Annotated in this window: 13 protein-coding genes and 1 tRNA gene; 4 read left to right on the top strand and 10 right to left on the bottom strand. The window is 42.4% G+C overall.

All coding sequences use genetic code 11. The features are described from left to right. The first annotated feature begins 148 nt into the window (after positions 1 to 148). A complete protein-coding gene (locus AB6811_RS05035; protein ID WP_369489346.1) occupies positions 149 to 1,414 on the top strand; it encodes an arginine deiminase in 1,266 nt (421 codons plus the stop codon). 53 nt (positions 1,415 to 1,467) lie between these two features. Further along, entirely contained in the window at positions 1,468 to 1,656 is a 189-nt protein-coding gene (locus tag AB6811_RS05040; protein WP_369489347.1) for a YgaP family membrane protein, read from the top strand. Positions 1,657 to 1,687: 31 nt separating this feature from the next. Here AB6811_RS05040 and sucC read toward each other — a convergent pair whose 3' ends face one another. Continuing rightward, a complete protein-coding gene (gene sucC, locus AB6811_RS05045; protein ID WP_369489348.1) occupies positions 1,688 to 2,875 on the bottom strand; it encodes an ADP-forming succinate--CoA ligase subunit beta in 1,188 nt (395 codons plus the stop codon). A gap of 75 nt (positions 2,876 to 2,950) precedes the next feature. On the opposite strand from sucC, the gene AB6811_RS05050 reads away from it, so the two are divergent. Then, positions 2,951 to 3,493: an RNA methyltransferase gene (locus AB6811_RS05050; RefSeq protein WP_369489349.1), complete on the top strand. Its 543-nt coding sequence runs from the start codon at positions 2,951 to 2,953 to the stop codon at positions 3,491 to 3,493. Positions 3,494 to 3,602: 109 nt separating this feature from the next. Here the strand turns inward: AB6811_RS05050 and AB6811_RS05055 are convergent, their stop codons facing one another. The 9 genes from AB6811_RS05055 to AB6811_RS05095 form a co-directional block, all read right to left on the bottom strand. Further along, on the bottom strand, positions 3,603 to 5,303 hold the full coding sequence (locus AB6811_RS05055) for a hypothetical protein (RefSeq protein WP_369489350.1): 1,701 nt from the start codon (positions 5,301 to 5,303) through the stop codon (positions 3,603 to 3,605). 116 nt (positions 5,304 to 5,419) lie between these two features. Then, positions 5,420 to 6,049: a deoxynucleoside kinase gene (locus tag AB6811_RS05060; RefSeq protein ID WP_369489351.1), complete on the bottom strand. Its 630-nt coding sequence runs from the start codon at positions 6,047 to 6,049 to the stop codon at positions 5,420 to 5,422. 104 nt (positions 6,050 to 6,153) lie between these two features. Continuing rightward, positions 6,154 to 8,268 (bottom strand): prolyl oligopeptidase family serine peptidase, encoded by a 2,115-nt coding sequence (locus AB6811_RS05065; protein ID WP_369489352.1) that lies wholly within the window; start codon positions 8,266 to 8,268, stop codon positions 6,154 to 6,156. Positions 8,269 to 8,801: 533 nt separating this feature from the next. Then, entirely contained in the window at positions 8,802 to 9,014 is a 213-nt protein-coding gene (locus AB6811_RS05070; protein WP_369489353.1) for a hypothetical protein, read from the bottom strand. 392 nt (positions 9,015 to 9,406) lie between these two features. Beyond that, on the bottom strand, positions 9,407 to 11,533 hold the full coding sequence (pnp, locus tag AB6811_RS05075; protein WP_369489354.1) for a polyribonucleotide nucleotidyltransferase: 2,127 nt from the start codon (positions 11,531 to 11,533) through the stop codon (positions 9,407 to 9,409). Positions 11,534 to 11,672: 139 nt separating this feature from the next. Next, positions 11,673 to 11,945, bottom strand: coding sequence for a 30S ribosomal protein S15 (rpsO, locus tag AB6811_RS05080; protein ID WP_369489355.1), 273 nt, complete (start codon positions 11,943 to 11,945; stop codon positions 11,673 to 11,675). 162 nt (positions 11,946 to 12,107) lie between these two features. Next, complete coding sequence (locus tag AB6811_RS05085) at positions 12,108 to 12,995, bottom strand: SDR family oxidoreductase (RefSeq protein ID WP_369489356.1); 888 nt, start codon at positions 12,993 to 12,995, stop codon at positions 12,108 to 12,110. A 12-nt stretch (positions 12,996 to 13,007) separates the two neighbouring features. Beyond that, positions 13,008 to 14,012, bottom strand: coding sequence for a potassium channel family protein (locus AB6811_RS05090; protein ID WP_369489357.1), 1,005 nt, complete (start codon positions 14,010 to 14,012; stop codon positions 13,008 to 13,010). 26 nt (positions 14,013 to 14,038) lie between these two features. After that, positions 14,039 to 15,310 carry a DUF2851 family protein gene (locus AB6811_RS05095; RefSeq protein ID WP_369489358.1) on the bottom strand — a complete coding sequence of 424 codons (1,272 nt, stop codon included), beginning with the start codon at positions 15,308 to 15,310 and terminating at the stop codon, positions 14,039 to 14,041. A gap of 104 nt (positions 15,311 to 15,414) precedes the next feature. Here AB6811_RS05095 and AB6811_RS05100 point away from each other — a divergent pair. After that, positions 15,415 to 15,488, top strand: a tRNA-Pro gene (locus tag AB6811_RS05100). Positions 15,489 to 15,602 lie beyond the last annotated feature (114 nt).

Below are 15,602 nucleotides of genomic sequence, written 5' to 3' on the forward strand. Positions count from 1 at the left end.
TTGTTTTAAACCCAATTACTTTGAAATTTCCCTAATAGGCCAGTCATTTTTTACCAATACATAGGGTTAGGTATTTGTATGTTTCTTAACACATTTAGCTTTTCCGCGCAAACAATTAACTTTGCAATAAATTTGATTTACAACTACTATGGAGAGGGTAAATGTTTATCTCAATTCCGAGATAGGTGAGCTTGAGGGTGTAATACTGCATACACCGGGAGCCGAGGTGGAAAATATGACCCCCGAAAATGCTCAACGAGCATTATACAGCGATATTCTTAACCTAAACGTTGCCCGTAAGGAGTACTCGCAGCTCAGTGGCGTGCTTTCAAAGGTGGCAAAAACTTACGAGGTGGTTGATTTGCTTGAGAAAGTGCTTGGAAACGAGGAGAATAGGGAGTATCTGCTCGAAAAGATATGTCGTCATGAGAATGCCATGTCGCTATTCGACTATCTTTTAGATATTGATGCAAAGCAACTGGCCAGGATGCTCATTGAGGGCGTTCCATTGGTTCGTAATACACTCACTAACTTTTTAAGTAAGGAGCGGTTTGCACTTCGCCCGCTCTATAACTTCTACTTTACACGCGATGCATCAATTGCAATTGGTGAGGATGTGCTTATAGCTAAAATGGCCAACGCCGTTAGGGATAGGGAGAGTATAATTATGGAGGCAATATTCTCTCGTTCCGGTATTTTTAATACGCAAACCATTAACCCTACTACATTTAACAATCCTGCAGATGTCACCATTGAGGGCGGCGATGTTCTTGTAGTTCGCGACGATATATTATTGATTGGCAATGGAATAAGAACCAATACCCATGGTATCGATTTCATTCTGTCCAGGTTTCTGGCTCGCGACGATAAAAGGAAACGGCATATCCTGGTACAGGAATTACCCTATAAGCCCGAGTCATTCATTCACCTCGATATGGTTTTTACCATGCTCGATTTTGACAAGTGCATGGTTTATGAACCAATAATTCTGCAGCCTAACCGTTACCAAACCGTTCACATCACAATAGATAAAGGTAAGGTTAAGGAGATAAAAACGGTTGATAACCTTCTGGTTGCACTCAAAAGCCTTGGTATCGATTTAAAACCAATAGTTTGTGGTGGTACAAAGGATCGTTGGATACAGGAGCGTGAACAGTGGCACAGCGGAGCAAATTTTGTTGCCATTGGCCCCGGTAGGGTAATTGGCTATGGTCGAAATATCAATACGCTCGAGGAGATGAACAAAAACGGATTTGAAATTCTCAGAGCAAAAGATATTGTGGCTGGCAAGGTTGATTTGAACTCCTACCAAAAATATGTTGTGGCTCTCGATGGTAGTGAACTCCCCCGCGGTGGAGGAGGTGCGCGATGTATGACTATGCCTTTCCGTCGCAAACCAATAAAGTGGCAGTAAACATTTTCCATTGTGGTTTGTTTCAAGAAAAGCAATCATTAAACTTTGAAACAATGGAAAAAAATGTAGGCAAAATTGATAAGGTAATCAGAATTCTGATTGCTTTAGTTATAGCTGGGGTAGGAATCTACTACCAAAGCTGGTGGGGATTACTGGCAATAGTACCTCTGGCAACGGCACTAACAGGAACATGTGGACTTTACTCCCTATTCGGGATAAGTACCTGTTCCACCAAGAAGTAAATAAAAACGGGGCTTTGCCCCGTTTTTTATTTTAGTTAACCATTTGCTTTACCAGGTTTGCTGCCTCCTGCAGTGTGATTGCGCTGTACACCTTTAAGCCTGACTCGTCAATCAGCTTTTTGCCTTCAAGTGCATTGGTGCCCTGTAAACGAACTATAACTGGAACAGGAATATTTCCAATTTCCTTATAGGCATCAACCACACCTTGTGCTACGCGGTCGCAACGTACAATGCCGCCAAAAATATTGATAAGTATGGCTTTAACGTTAGGGTCTTTTAGTATTATCCTGAAACCGGCTGCTACGGTTTTGGCATTTGCTCCACCTCCTACATCAAGGAAGTTGGCAGGGTCGCCGCCTGAGAGCTTAATAATATCCATGGTTGCCATGGCTAAACCGGCGCCGTTTACCATGCAGCCAACATTACCGTCGAGCTTAACAAAGTTAAGGTTGTGTTCGCCTGCTTCTACCTCTGCGGGGTCTTCCTCGTAAATATCGCGGTACTCAGCCAAATCGGGGTGGTGGAAAAGAGCATTGTCGTCAATGCTGCACTTGGCATCTGCGGCCAAAATATCGTCGTTCGATGTTTTTACAACAGGGTTGATTTCAAGTAGCGAAAGATCGTTTTTGGTATAGGCTTCGTAGAGCGACATAACAAACTTAACCATTTGCTGGTAGGCTTTGCCTGATAATCCAAGGTTGAACGCAATTTTACGTGCTTGAAATGCCTGAAGCCCAACGGGGTGAATTTCTTCCTTAAAGATTAGTTCAGGGGTTTGAGCAGCTACAGCTTCAATGTCCATTCCTCCCTGGGGGGAGTATATAATCATGTGCCTTCCTGATGCTCTATTTAACAGGATGCTTATGTAGTACTCTTTTATTTCCGATGGACCCGGCTGATAAATACCCTGCTCAATTAGTACCTTTCGTACAAGCTTACCTTGAGGCCCGGTTTGGTGGGTTACCAGATTCATCCCTAAAATATTCGAGGCGTATGTTGATACCTCATCAATGGACTTTGCAATTTTAACGCCACCGCCTTTGCCTCGTCCGCCAGCATGAATTTGAGCCTTTACGGCTATTGTGTCAGTACCCGTGATTTTCATTACTTCCTGTGCAGCCCTAATGGCTTCATCCTTGGTAAAAGCTACTAACCCTACTGGCACTGGAACACCAGCTTGCCTTAGTATTTCTTTCGATTGATACTCATGTAGATTCATAGAAAAACATCATTTTTTTAATGCATCTAAGTTACAAAAAAAGGATTAACTAAATTTGTTAAATTTTTTGTGGATATGGTTAAAAACAGAAAGTTGTTAAATGAAGAGCTTGGGCGAAAATCGATTGATGAATTTAAATCCTCTGAAAAATTACCAATTGCTGTAGTCCTCGATAATGTCAGGAGTTTAAACAATGTAGGCTCTGTGTTTAGAACCTCCGATGCTTTCCTGGTTGAAAAAATTTACCTGTGTGGAATTACAGGTACTCCACCTCACCCTGAAATCCATCGCTCCGCTTTGGGTGCTGAGAACTCAGTAGACTGGGAGTATGCTGATAGCACAGTCAAAGCAGTTGAAGGACTGAAACAATTGGGATATGTGATTGTTTCAGTAGAACAGGTGGAGCATTCGGTGCTGCTTAACCAGTTTTATCCGACAAAAGGGCAGAAATACGCATTGGTATTTGGAAACGAAGTTAAAGGTGTAGGACAGGATGTGGTGGATATTTCAGATGTTTGCATTGAGATCCCACAGCTTGGCACCAAACACTCCTTTAACATTTCGGTCTCGGCTGGTATAGTGCTTTGGGATTTTTTTGTTAAAGTAATGGTCGACTAATATTTAGCGTTATTACTTGTTTAGTGTCTGCTGAACTTCAGGTATTATTTGTTGCAATAAAAAAAACGGGGCTGCATGTGCAGCCCCGTTTCTTAGTAATGTATTTATATTAGAATAATGCTTTAAAAGCTTCGTTCTGGAAGAAGGTACGGAATTCAACATCTTCCTTAGCACGATCTTTTAGTGAAGCGTCCTTACCAAAAGCAGTGCGTAGGTTATCGAGTACAGTTGCTTCTTCAGCAAGGCGAGCGCCAACAATTGCACGGCCATAGTAACCCTTAGCTGTTTCTACCTTGTTAAAGGTGTTCTTGGCAGCATCAACCTTTCCTGCTAATAGAAGAGCAAGACCCTGGTTGAATGAATCGCTACCAGCAAGGTATTCAGCAGCTGCAGGATACTGTCCTTTAAGAATTGCAATAATACCGAGGTTGTACTTAACAGCGCTACCAGCATCAGCTGCATCGGCAAATAGCTTTTCAGCCTCATCAAAGTTGCCTTCAAGCATAGCTACACAACCACGGTTGTTGGTAACGGCAGCAATCTTCTGATCGGCAGGAATCTTATCCAAAGCAGCTTTAGCATTAGCAGCATCCTTGTTCAGAATGTAGTAGTATGCAGCATTGTTGTAACCGCGAGCACAGTTGAACTTTTCGCCGGCTTTCATGTAAACTTCAATCTTCTTGTTAACATCATTTACAAGTGTAGCCGCGTAAAGCATTTCCTCAACGTTAAGGCTGTCGTAAGCGTTGTTTTCAACCATGTACTTTAGGGTATCATCGGAGTAGCCAATAACATCAACCTTAGCAATCATTCTTGAACGACGGAGCTGTGGGAGAATCTTTTCAGCCAATACCTTGTAAACCTTTGAAAGATTCTTGATTTCCTTTTCACGTACTACTGGATCGGAGTACATGGAAAGAACGCGAATGATAAGCTCTTTGTCTTCGATATCGGAAGCCTGAACAGCTTTCTGGAAACCATCCCAGTCTTCAGCTGTAAATTCAACAGTTGGGGTAACGCCTTCTACTTTAGCTTTCTTGAATACGTCGGCAAGGTACTTGTCGGTGTTCTTTCCGCGATCCTGCGACAGCTTGTCGTTTAGTTTTTCAGGGCCATCGGGTGAAGCATAAGCAGCAATCTTAAGCTCTTTAATCTCCATGTTCTTAGCCTGAGCAGCTGCAAGTAGGAAATCGTTTAACATCTTGATTTCGTCCTTGGTTAACTCCGATTTGCGGATGTCAGCCTTTTGGATTACGAAATTAATTTGTGCTTCCTTTTCCTCAGGAGTAACGCGTACAAACTTGTCGTTTAGCATTACTGGCTTAACATCAATGTCTACCAGCTTGTAGGTAGCCATTGTACCAATGCCAACCTTTTGAGGAGCATCGAAAGGAACTTTTTTGTCCTTGTAGGTAATAACAAAACGGAGTTCAATTTCAGAGCTGAACATCTCGTCCTTGTAATCAAACTCTACATCATGTTTCCAGCTACCACCAGCTTCGTAGTTAATAACCTGGTTGTTGGCCTGAACGTCTTCACCTTGTAAAACCTTTGAGGGAAGAGCTAACTCACCACCCTTGTAAACCACAACAGGGGTAATTTCAACAGTGGCTTTCTTGTTGAAGTACTTTGGAGGAATAGTACCTTCAAAAGTAGCCTTTACTTTGTTAGCATGTACTTCTACGGGGTTTGGGGTTACCTTTAAAGTAAAACCGGCAGGTAATTCTTTCATTTTCTCAACCCCACCGCAACCGGCCAAAAGCAGACCGGCTAAGGCAATAATCGATAGTTTTAAACCTTTCATTTTCATATAAAAGTTGGTTAGTTATTAATTCTGCTTAATTGTAAGCACTCAATTTAGTAAATACAAACATACTACTTAAATTCCAATTTATCAAATTCATGGAACAAAAATAAACATTTGTCTTACAGCGACACCAAGTTAACACCTTTTTTGTAATGTTGGTCAAAAATCGTCGATTTGATTTTTAAAAAATCATCGCGGTTTGCCACAAAGTCAATTTTTGAAGTATCAATTACTAAGAAAGTGTATTCAGGATGTTGTTTGAAAAAATCGAAATATCCTTCGGTTATTCCATTTAGATATTCAGCGGTTATGGTTTGTTCGTAATAGCGTCCCCTTTTCTGAATGTTTTTAAGCAGCTGATTTGTAGGTAAGTGTAGGTATACATATAGGTCGGGTTTTGGCAAAGTGCTGTAAATAATGGAAAATAGTTGCTTGTAAAGCTGAAGTTCATCGCCGTTCAGTGTGTTCTGAGCAAAAATTAGCGATTTCATGAAGTAGTAATCCGCAATTGTTAATGAGTGGAAAAGGGAAGCGGAACGTAACTCGTTATTGAGCTGTGAGTATCGCTCTGCCAGGAATGAGAGTTCAAGCGGGAAACTATACCGTTCAGGGTTTTTATAGAATTTTGGAAGAAAGGGGTTATCGGCAAATTGTTCCAGGATTAGCTTGGCATTGAGCTCTTTTGCCAGCATGGTTGCAAGGGTTGTTTTGCCTGCACCGATATTTCCTTCAATTACAAGGTAATGCATAGTTTTTCAAAGGCGTTTGTTCATGGCTAAGTTATATTTTTTGGTGTATAAAACAAAAGAGGTTGGAGCGTAATACTCCAACCCCTTTAAAAAATTTATCAACTCTAGTATTGCATTCCCATGTTATACATTATAAAGGCGTAGATATCGGCATACTCATCAATAACCATAGAGGTTGGCATACCTGCTCCGTGTCCAGCACGAGTTTGAATGCGTATCAGGGCAGGATTTTTGGGGTTAGGGTTTTTCTCCTGCATGGTAGCAATGTATTTGAACGAATGTGCTGGTACAACCCTATCGTCGTGGTCGGCAGTGGTTACGAGTATGGCCGGGTAATTGGTTTTAGGTTTGATATTATGGAGCGGGGAGTAGCTGTAAAGGTTAAGGAACTGAATGGAGTCGTTACTGGTGCCGTAATCGTTAGCCCAAGCCCAGCCTATGGTAAAGTTATGGTACCTAAGCATATCCATTACGCCAACCTGAGGGATGGCTACCTTGAATAAATCGGGACGTTGATTGGTTACTGCACCAATCAGCAAGCCTCCGTTTGAACCCCCTTGGATGGCAAGTTTTTTTGGTGAGGTGTACTTTTCTTTGATTAAGTACTCGGCTGCTGCAATAAAGTCGTCGAAAACGTTTTGCTTGTTTAGCTTAGTGCCCGCACGATACCAGTTCTCACCGTATTCGCCACCGCCCCTTAGGTTTGCCATGGCAAATATGCCACCCTGCTCTAGCCAGAATAAGCGCGATGTACTAAAGTAGGGTAGTAGGCTTACATTGAAGCCACCGTAGCCGTAAAGCAGGGTAGGGTTGTTACCGTCGAGCTTAATGCCCTTTTTGTGGACAATAAACATTGGAACAAGAGTGCCATCCTTGCTAGTGTACAATACCTGCTTGGTTTCGTAGTCATCAAACTTAAAGTCGATGTTAGGGCTAAAGAATTGTGTCGAAGTATTGGTGTTTACGTTGTACTTTACAACGGTTGGGGGAACTGTAAACGATGAGAATGAATAAAAGGCAATAGAATCATTTATATCGCCGCTTATTCCTGATATTGTGCCAAGGGTTGGAAGTTCAATGTCCGTAATTTTACTTCCGTCCAGGTTGTAAACCTCGGCCTGGCTTTTAGCATCAACAATGTAGTTGGCAATTATTTTTTTGTTGATTAGGGCACATTCCTTCAGTACATCTTTCCGTTCAGGTAGAATGTCGCGCCAGTTGCCAATATCCATGCTGTTCACGTTGATTTTTACCAGCTTATACTTGGGCGCCTTGTAGTTGGTTAAAACAATGAGGTTGTCGTCAATATGGTCAAGCACGCTGTACTCAAACTCAAAGCCTGTGGTAATCTTGGAAAAGTTTGCCCTGGGGTCTTTTAGGTTTTTTACATAGATGGAGTTACCGTAGGTTGATTCCGATTCATAAATGATGAGGTATTTTTCATCATCGGTGGTTTGTGCGGAGTAGTTGCGTAAGGGGTATTGGCTATTTGAGAAAATTAGCTTGTCGGTTTCCACTGGTGTTCCTACCTTGTGGTAAAAAACTTTATGGTTTTGGTTGATATTGGAAAGTTCCGAGCCGCCCATGGGTTCGTCGTAGCGGCTATAGAAGAAGCCATCGTTTAGCCATGCAATGGATGAAAATTTTACCCAGCTGATTTCGTCAGGAAGTTGCTCCCCACTGGGCAGTTTAATCACTTTTATCTTTTGCCAGTCCGAACCGCCATCGTTAATGGAATAGGCAAGGTACTTGCCATCGCGCGAAACGCTAACATTCGATAGCGATATGGTTCCATCCTCGCTAAAGGTGTTTGGGTCAAGAATTACCTTAGGCTCAGCCTCAAGGTTTTCCATCATGTAAAGGACGCTTTGGTTCTGAAGTCCCTCTTTCTTGAAAAAGAAATACCTGCCGCCTGCTTTAAAAGGTGCCCCCATTGAGGTATAGTTCCAAATGGTGGTTAGCCTTTCTTTTATTTTGTTGCGGAAAGGAATTGCATTAAGGTAGTTGAAAGTCACCTCATTCTGCTGTTTAACCCATTCAGCCACCTCGGGTGCTTTGTCATCCTCAAGCCAACGGTAGGGATCGGCCACTTTTACTCCAAAATACTCGTCAACTACATCTACCTGCTTGGTTTTGGGATATTTAACTTTGGCGGTGTTACACGACATTGTAATCAAAATTGGTGTGGCTAACAACATCAATATGAATATCTTTTTCATCGCTTTCAAAATTTTGTTGTGATATACTAACAAAAATACAATAAAATTATGCAAACCTTGCACTAATTTCTGAAAAAAAAAGCAATCGCAATACAATATCGTTTAGTTAAGGTCATTTATCATGTTGCGCGCAAGCGAAACATCACGCTGTCGTGCTGAGTCCCGATTTATAGGGATAGACTTCGCCGAAGCATCTCATTGCTCTTTTCTCTTCAATCCTTTGAAGAGATCCCTCGATTTTGTTGGGGATGATAAAAAACTATCTTCCTTTCTGCTACTTGTCATGCTGAGCTAGCCGAAGCATCGCTTTACCTTAAACCCTTTTATTCTTATTGTTTTTTTTGGAATCGCTCTTTTCAGTTTTTTCTGTTGCGATGCAACGTTTTCCTCGTGCTCTTTGGAAAAAGTACTGCGTGCATCGCTATACATGTGGGAATAATAATGTTGTTACAAATATTGCGCCCCTACGGGGCTGGACGCGGTCTTAGTTGCTCGTTGTTCGTTGTCCGTTGTTCGTGGAACTATTGTCATGCTTAGTTAGTCGAAGCATCTATAAGTACCTTCAAATCTTCTTTAATGCGATTCCTCAACCAACACGGAGTACCATACGCAGAGGCATAAAAGCCAGACCCGGCAATGGGTCGGGGGTGGAACGTGGCGGTGGGCCTAGAAAGCGATACCACATGAGCCACGCCGTAGGCGTGGCGAATAGTATCGCGTGGAAGTTCCACCCTCGGGGCACCCATCGGGTCGGGCTTTTCAGCCTAGATTTTCTTTGGTTCTTTCTTGTATCAAGACAAGAAAGAACATAAAAAACGCTCTTTGTAATACCTTACTGTTGCGATGCAACGCTTTACCCTTGCTCTTTGGAAAGTGTATTGCGAGCATCGCTATACATGTGGGAATAATAATGTTGTTACAAATATTACGCCCCTACGGGGCTGGAAGCGTTGTTAGTTTTTCGTGATTCGTTGTTCGTGAAGCAATTGTCATGTTGAGCTAAGCGAAACGTCACATGGGGTCGGTTAGAGAACCTTCGCTGCGCTCAGGATGAGAGGCATGAATATATTTGTTAACTAAACGACATAGAATCACAATATTTGAAAGTATAAAAAAAGCAGGGGTTACCCTGCTTTTACTATTTGTTTTTCTCCGGTTTTGGCAGCAAAACTTTTCGCGAGAGTTTCAGCTTTCCGGTTTTTTTGTCGATTTCAATAAGCTTAACATCAACCATCTCGCCTTCCTTGAGCACCTCTTCAACCTTCTCTAGCCTACGCCACTCAATTTCCGATATGTGAAGCAGCCCATCCTTGCCGGGAAGAATTTCAACAAATGCACCAAAGGGCATAATGGACTTAACCTTACCCTTGTAAATTTCGCCTACCTCAGGAACAGCAACAATTCCTTTAATCCATTTAACGGCAGCATCGCGGCTTTCAGCACTCTCAGCAAAAACACTAACTACACCGTGATCATTAATTTCCTCAATGGTGATAGTGGTTTGGGTTTCGCGCTGAATTTCCTGAATTACCTTACCACCAGGGCCAATAACGGCACCAATGGTTTCGCGAGGTATGTTGAACTGTTCAATACGGGGGGCGTGGGGTTTAAAGTCGGGACGGGGTTCGGAAATGGTTTGCATCATGATATCAAGGATGTGCATACGTCCATCGTGGGCTTGCTTTAGAGCTTTAGCAAGTACTTCGTACGATAGGCCATCAACCTTTATGTCCATTTGGGTGGCTGTAATACCATCGCGGGTTCCTGCCACCTTAAAGTCCATATCACCAAGGTGATCCTCATCGCCAAGAATGTCGGAAAGTACGGCATACCTATCCGATCCTTTCTCAGTGATAAGCCCCATTGCTATACCCGATACGGGTTTCTTAATCTGAACTCCTGCATCCATCAGCGCCAGGGTGCCTGCGCAAACAGTGGCCATTGATGATGAACCATTCGATTCAAGTATATCGCTCACAACGCGAATTGCGTATGGGTTCTCTGGCGCATCGGGTACCATGTTCTTTAACGCCCTGTGGGCAAGGTTTCCGTGTCCAATTTCCCTGCGGCTCACACCTCTTGAGGGTTTGGCTTCGCCGGTGGAGAAAGGTGGGAAGTTGTAGTGCAGTGTAAACTTCTCAGTTCCCTGCATCAGAACCTCATCAATAATTTTTTCGTCGAGCTTGGTGCCGAGGGTTACTGTGGTAAGCGATTGTGTTTCGCCACGGGTGAAAATGGCCGATCCATGTGCCATGGGCAGGTAATCAACCTCGCACCAGATAGGGCGTATTTCGTGGGTTTTGCGCCCATCGAGGCGAACACCCTCGTTAAGTATCATGTTGCGCATGGCTTCCTTTTCTACCGCATGGTAGTAGCGGTTCACCATGAACTGCTTTGCTTCGCGCTCCTCTTCCGGAATGGTTTCAATAAAGGCTTGCTTAATGGCTTCGAAAGCGGCCGTGCGTTCTTGCTTGGGCAGCATCGATTTGGCTACCTGGTAAACCTTGTCGTAGCAAAACTCATGAACCTTTGCCTTGAGTTCCTCGTCGTTGGTTTCATGGCAGTAGGTGCGTTTAACTACGCCAAGTTCCTTGGCGAGCTCCATTTGAGCCAAGCATTGTGGTTTAATGGCCTCATGGGCAAACTTAATTGCTTCCAGCATATCGGCTTCCGACACCTCTTTCAGTTCGCCTTCAACCATCAGAATATTATCGTAGGTGGCGCCAACAATCATATCGATATCGGCCTCCTCAACTTCCTTAAAGGTAGGGTTAATTTTTAGCTTACCGTTAATGCGAGCCACTCTAACCTCTGAGATTGGGCCATGGAAAGGAACGTCGGAAACGGCAAGCGCTGCCGATGCTGCCAATCCGGCAAGTGCGTCGGGCATAATTTCCTTCTCGGCGGAAATAAGGTTAACGGTAACAAAGGTTTCGGCATGGTAATCGTCAGGGAAAAGGGGACGTAATGCACGGTCAACCAAACGGGCCACCAGAATTTCATAGTCCGATGGTTTTGATTCGCGTTTTAAGAAACCTCCTGGGAAACGGCCGCTTGCAGCAAATTTCTCCTTGTACTCCACGCTAAGCGGCATGAAATCAACATCTTCTTTTGCTTCCTGAGCGCTTACAACTGTAGCGAGAAGCATGGTTTTACCCATTGTTAGCACAACCGAGCCATGGGCTTGTTTGGCCAGTTTACCGGTTTCGATGGTAATGGTTCGGCCATCGCCCAAATCGATTGTCTTTTTTACAACTTTCTGCATAGTTAAAATTTATATAGATAAAATCAACAATAAAATACTGCCTTTGTTTAAACAATTAAACCCCAAAGGATTCCCATCCTCTGGAGGTTATGATAGTGATTAAAAAAAGGCAATTTTAGAAATTGCCTTTTTTGATTTCTTACTTTCTGAGATTTAATTCCTTTACTATTGTTCGATATCTTTCAATATCGTTTTCTTTTAAGTAATCCAAAAGCCTCCTGCGCTTACCCACCAACTTTAACAGAGCGCGCTGGGTACCGTAATCCTTGCGGTGAACCTTTAGGTGCTCAGTTAAATGGTTGATACGGTAGGAGAATAACGCGATCTGGCTCTCAGGTGAGCCGGTATCGGTATTGGACTTCCCGTACTTCTCAAAAATCTCTTTTTTCTGTTCGGCCGTCAAATAGTTCATAACACTGATAATTAGTGGGTAGATTTACTACTTAATTTGAGGTGCAAAGATAAAACCTTTTTTTCAATATCGTTACAATTGATACTTTTTTTTCGAACAGCTATTAATTTTTAAATGCTTAAAAATATGGTATACAGCATGTTAGTATGTTTATAGTATATTTTAACTATTTAGCGTAGTTTTAATTTTTTCCAGTGCCATTTCAATGGGAGTAGGTTTGAAGTTTAAATCGTTTTTTGCCTTGCCTATAACCAGCGAGGTGTTTTTTGGCCTGGGAGCAGCCTCGGCTAAGTCTTTTGAATTTACTTGCAGCAGCAATTCATGGTTCAGGTCAAAGGCTTTTGCAGCAAGTATGGCAAAATCAGCAACTGAAATTATTTGGTCGCCAGAAATATTATAAATGCCTGTAACCCTGTTCAAACAGATCTGGGTGATGGCAGAAGCTAAATCCGGAGCATAGGTTGGGGTGCGAATTTGATCGCTTGGTACTTTGTACTGCTTGTTTTTGCTGAGGTTATCGAATACACGGATAATAATGTTTGGACGCGAAAGTTTGGACTCAACCCCGTAAACCAAGGAGGTTCTTACTATTGTATTGACTACACCCGAGGCCTGTATTAACTTTTCCGCTTCAAGTTTCGATTCCCCATAGTAATTTACTGGGTTAGGTGCATCCATCTCTGTGTAGTTACCTTTAGAACCGTCAAAAATGAAATCGGTTGAGAGGAACACAAGGTGAACATTATAGTCAATGCAGGCCGAAACAATGCGTTTGGTAAGCTCAACGTTCATCCTGTGACAGGCGTACCTGTCAACTTCACAGGCATCCGGGCTGGAAAGAGCAGCACAGTGAACAACAATCTCGGGTTTAATATCATCAACCATGTGGTTGATGTCAGCATTCAACAGGTTCGATGTAAAAGTGGTTACCCCCTCGAGCTGAAACTTTTTGAGCGATGTGGCAAAAACTTCAACCTGGTTAGTGGTACTTAAAGTTTTTGCTATGTTTTTCCCTACAAGGCCATTTGCCCCAGTAACAAGGATTTTCATTTTTAAAATGTTTTAGGAGATTAGATCTTTTAGCTTTTCAACTTGCTCTGTAGTCCCCAGAACAAACAGTAAGGAGTCGTGGGTAAGTATGTGGTTAGGTTCTGGGTTTAAAATGTATTCGCCAAAGGGATTCCTAACGCCAATTACATTAACGCCAGTTTTTTCCCTTATTTGTAATTCATCCAACGATTTTGCCCCAACCTTGAGAATTTTCCTACATGATATTTCAAAAAGGCTAATGTTCCCGGTTCGTTTTAGCATGATATTCTCAACAAACTCAAGAATATCCGGTTGAATAACCAGCTTTGCCATTTTTTGTCCTCCAACCTTGTCGGGCAGTATCACATTGTCGGCGCCAGCAAGCTTTAATTTTTTATCGTTTGTAACGGCTGATGCTCTGCTAATGATTTTAAGTTTTGGATTCATTTCCCTGGCGGTTATTACTACAAAAAGGTTGTCGGCATCGTTCGCCAGAGCCGTAATAAGCGCTTTGGCTTTATCCACCCCTGCTTTCTGCAAGGTGATATCAAGGGTGGCATCGCCATCAACATATGCTATTTTAGGGTTTTGCTGTATATACTCAATCACTTTGGGCCTGTTCTCAATAACAACAACAGGGATGTTATGCGCAAGCAGTTCTTCAACTGCCTGTGAACCATTACGTCCGTATCCCACCACTATAACATGGTTTTGCATTTTGGCAATCTTCTTTTCCATGATCTTCTTATTTGAGTATCGGGAAAGTATTTGTTCCGAAAAGTATTTGGCTAAGAAGGTAGCTGCATAGGCAAAGAATCCAATGCTTATTATGATTAGCGTTATGGTAAACCACATTCCCTCAGTTGAAAGCGGGCGAACCTCCTTAAATCCTACTGTACCGATTGTAATAACGGTCATGTAGATTGCTTCAGTAAATGTGAAGTCTTCCAGCTGAATATAGCCTACTGTTCCTATAGTTATTATACTTAGGAGAATGGCAATTGCAAGCGCTAGTGTTCTACCTCCTTTTTGCTCCATTCAGCAATTTTTACAACGCATTAAAATTATAATTGTTTTCGTAAAATACTAACACCAATAGGGCAGTAAATACATTTTCGGGTTTCGCAGTAAAAGGTTTTTAGGTGAACCAATGCCTGAGTGTCAAAAGCCGATAAAGCTTTGATGCCCAAGGCACCAAAGTTTCTGACAATTGTATTATTCTCGGGTGGCATTTGTTGGAGTATAGCTAGTGCGTTGGCCTCAAGGTCAGCTTTTGCCCTGCTCCGACCATAGCTATACATGAAAGGGATAATTGTGTTTATGGTTATTAACCTTATGGTTTCCTCGCCCAAACGTTTTTTCTTGGAAATTGATTCCTCACCAAAAATGTAGTGGTTAGTCCAGTAATCCGATGCTTCAACAGCAAAGAATTTAATTACATCATCAATATTTTTCACCTCCATAAGCTGAGAGAAGAGACCCGACGATTTGTGTGCAAGCATTGCCAAAAGGGCAATTCTAATAGTTGGGAACGATGCCGGCCTGAGCCTCATAAACTTCCAGAGGCTTGGCTCTATGGGTGTAAGTGAGAATTTGTTTTTCAGATAGGTGTACTCCTGTTTCAAAGAAATAGCATAGCTATCGGTTTTTGCTTTATCGAGCAAGCCCGATTGACCAAATAGTAGGGCCTCAAGTTGAAATACACTGTTTTTATGTTTAGCCAATACTTTTTGCGGTAAGCTTTGGGCCAGAAGCTGAAAGGGAAGTGCGTTACTTTTTAGCCCAAATGAACGGCATAAATCACGATAGAAAGCCTCCTCCCAACTCCCATTGCATTGGCTAACCAGCTCAGCCACACGTTTACTCTTGTCTTCTAGTCTTTCAACCTGCATTCGATCAATGGTTGAATTAATTAGCAATGAATCAACAATCCCAATTTTACTGGCGCATGGGATCCATTCGGTCGATTTGATAAGGTTTTCATGGCTTTGCACCAATTCGTTGGGGTAAGGAATGACAAGTGTCTGAACTTCTGTTCCGTTCGATGTTACTGCGGTTCTATCATGCTCAACAACTACGTGTAAAATTACATTGTTGTAAGCGTTGTCGGTTTGATGGTTATGGGTAAACCAGTCGGACGATTTGATGTGCATTTCAACATTACCTACCCAAAGAGTATCCCCAATTCGAACTTTTGCATTGGAAAAATCGGGGCCTGAGTCGGTATTGTACAATCCGGGATCGATAACTTCAACTGTCTCGCCTTTTGTAGTGTTGAGCCCATTTAGGGTATAGTGCTGGTAGCGCCACTGGAAGTGTAAAAGCGATTCGTCCATTTAAAAGGGTGAATTGTATTTGGATGTACAAGTTAAAAAAATCCAAAAAACTGGGCAATACTATTATGGTGATTGTAAAATTGTAGTAATTTTGCAAGCGCAAACGGGGTGTGGCGCAGTTGGCTAGCGCGCTACGTTCGGGACGTAGAGGCCGGGAGTTCGAGTCTCCCCACCCCGACTTTAGAGTTGATTTAATGTCAGCTCTTTTTTTATTATCATAGGAATTGGTTAAAACCCTGCAATTTCATTGCAGGTACTTTAGTTTCTATAAATTTCATAGATTTACAGAATG

The organism is Tenuifilum sp. 4138str, from assembly GCF_041102575.1.
Lineage (GTDB): Bacteria > Bacteroidota > Bacteroidia > Bacteroidales > Tenuifilaceae > Tenuifilum > Tenuifilum osseticum.

Bases quoted from the DNA above. Each gene is read 5' to 3' on its own strand.
- pnp (WP_369489354.1), bottom strand. From the start codon at position 11,533: ATGCAGAAAGTTGTAAAAAAGACAATCGATTTGGGCGATGGCCGAACC.
- AB6811_RS05060 (WP_369489351.1), bottom strand. From the start codon at position 6,049: ATGCATTACCTTGTAATTGAAGGAAATATCGGTGCAGGCAAAACAACC.
- AB6811_RS05035 (WP_369489346.1), top strand. From the start codon at position 149: ATGGAGAGGGTAAATGTTTATCTCAATTCCGAGATAGGTGAGCTTGAG.
- AB6811_RS05055 (WP_369489350.1), bottom strand. From the start codon at position 5,303: ATGAAAATGAAAGGTTTAAAACTATCGATTATTGCCTTAGCCGGTCTG.
- AB6811_RS05085 (WP_369489356.1), bottom strand. From the start codon at position 12,995: ATGAAAATCCTTGTTACTGGGGCAAATGGCCTTGTAGGGAAAAACATA.
- AB6811_RS05040 (WP_369489347.1), top strand. From the start codon at position 1,468: ATGGAAAAAAATGTAGGCAAAATTGATAAGGTAATCAGAATTCTGATT.
- rpsO (WP_369489355.1), bottom strand. From the start codon at position 11,945: ATGAACTATTTGACGGCCGAACAGAAAAAAGAGATTTTTGAGAAGTAC.
- AB6811_RS05090 (WP_369489357.1), bottom strand. From the start codon at position 14,012: ATGGAGCAAAAAGGAGGTAGAACACTAGCGCTTGCAATTGCCATTCTC.
- sucC (WP_369489348.1), bottom strand. From the start codon at position 2,875: ATGAATCTACATGAGTATCAATCGAAAGAAATACTAAGGCAAGCTGGT.
- AB6811_RS05065 (WP_369489352.1), bottom strand. From the start codon at position 8,268: ATGAAAAAGATATTCATATTGATGTTGTTAGCCACACCAATTTTGATT.
- AB6811_RS05095 (WP_369489358.1), bottom strand. From the start codon at position 15,310: ATGGACGAATCGCTTTTACACTTCCAGTGGCGCTACCAGCACTATACC.
- AB6811_RS05070 (WP_369489353.1), bottom strand. From the start codon at position 9,014: ATGGGTGCCCCGAGGGTGGAACTTCCACGCGATACTATTCGCCACGCC.
- AB6811_RS05050 (WP_369489349.1), top strand. From the start codon at position 2,951: ATGGTTAAAAACAGAAAGTTGTTAAATGAAGAGCTTGGGCGAAAATCG.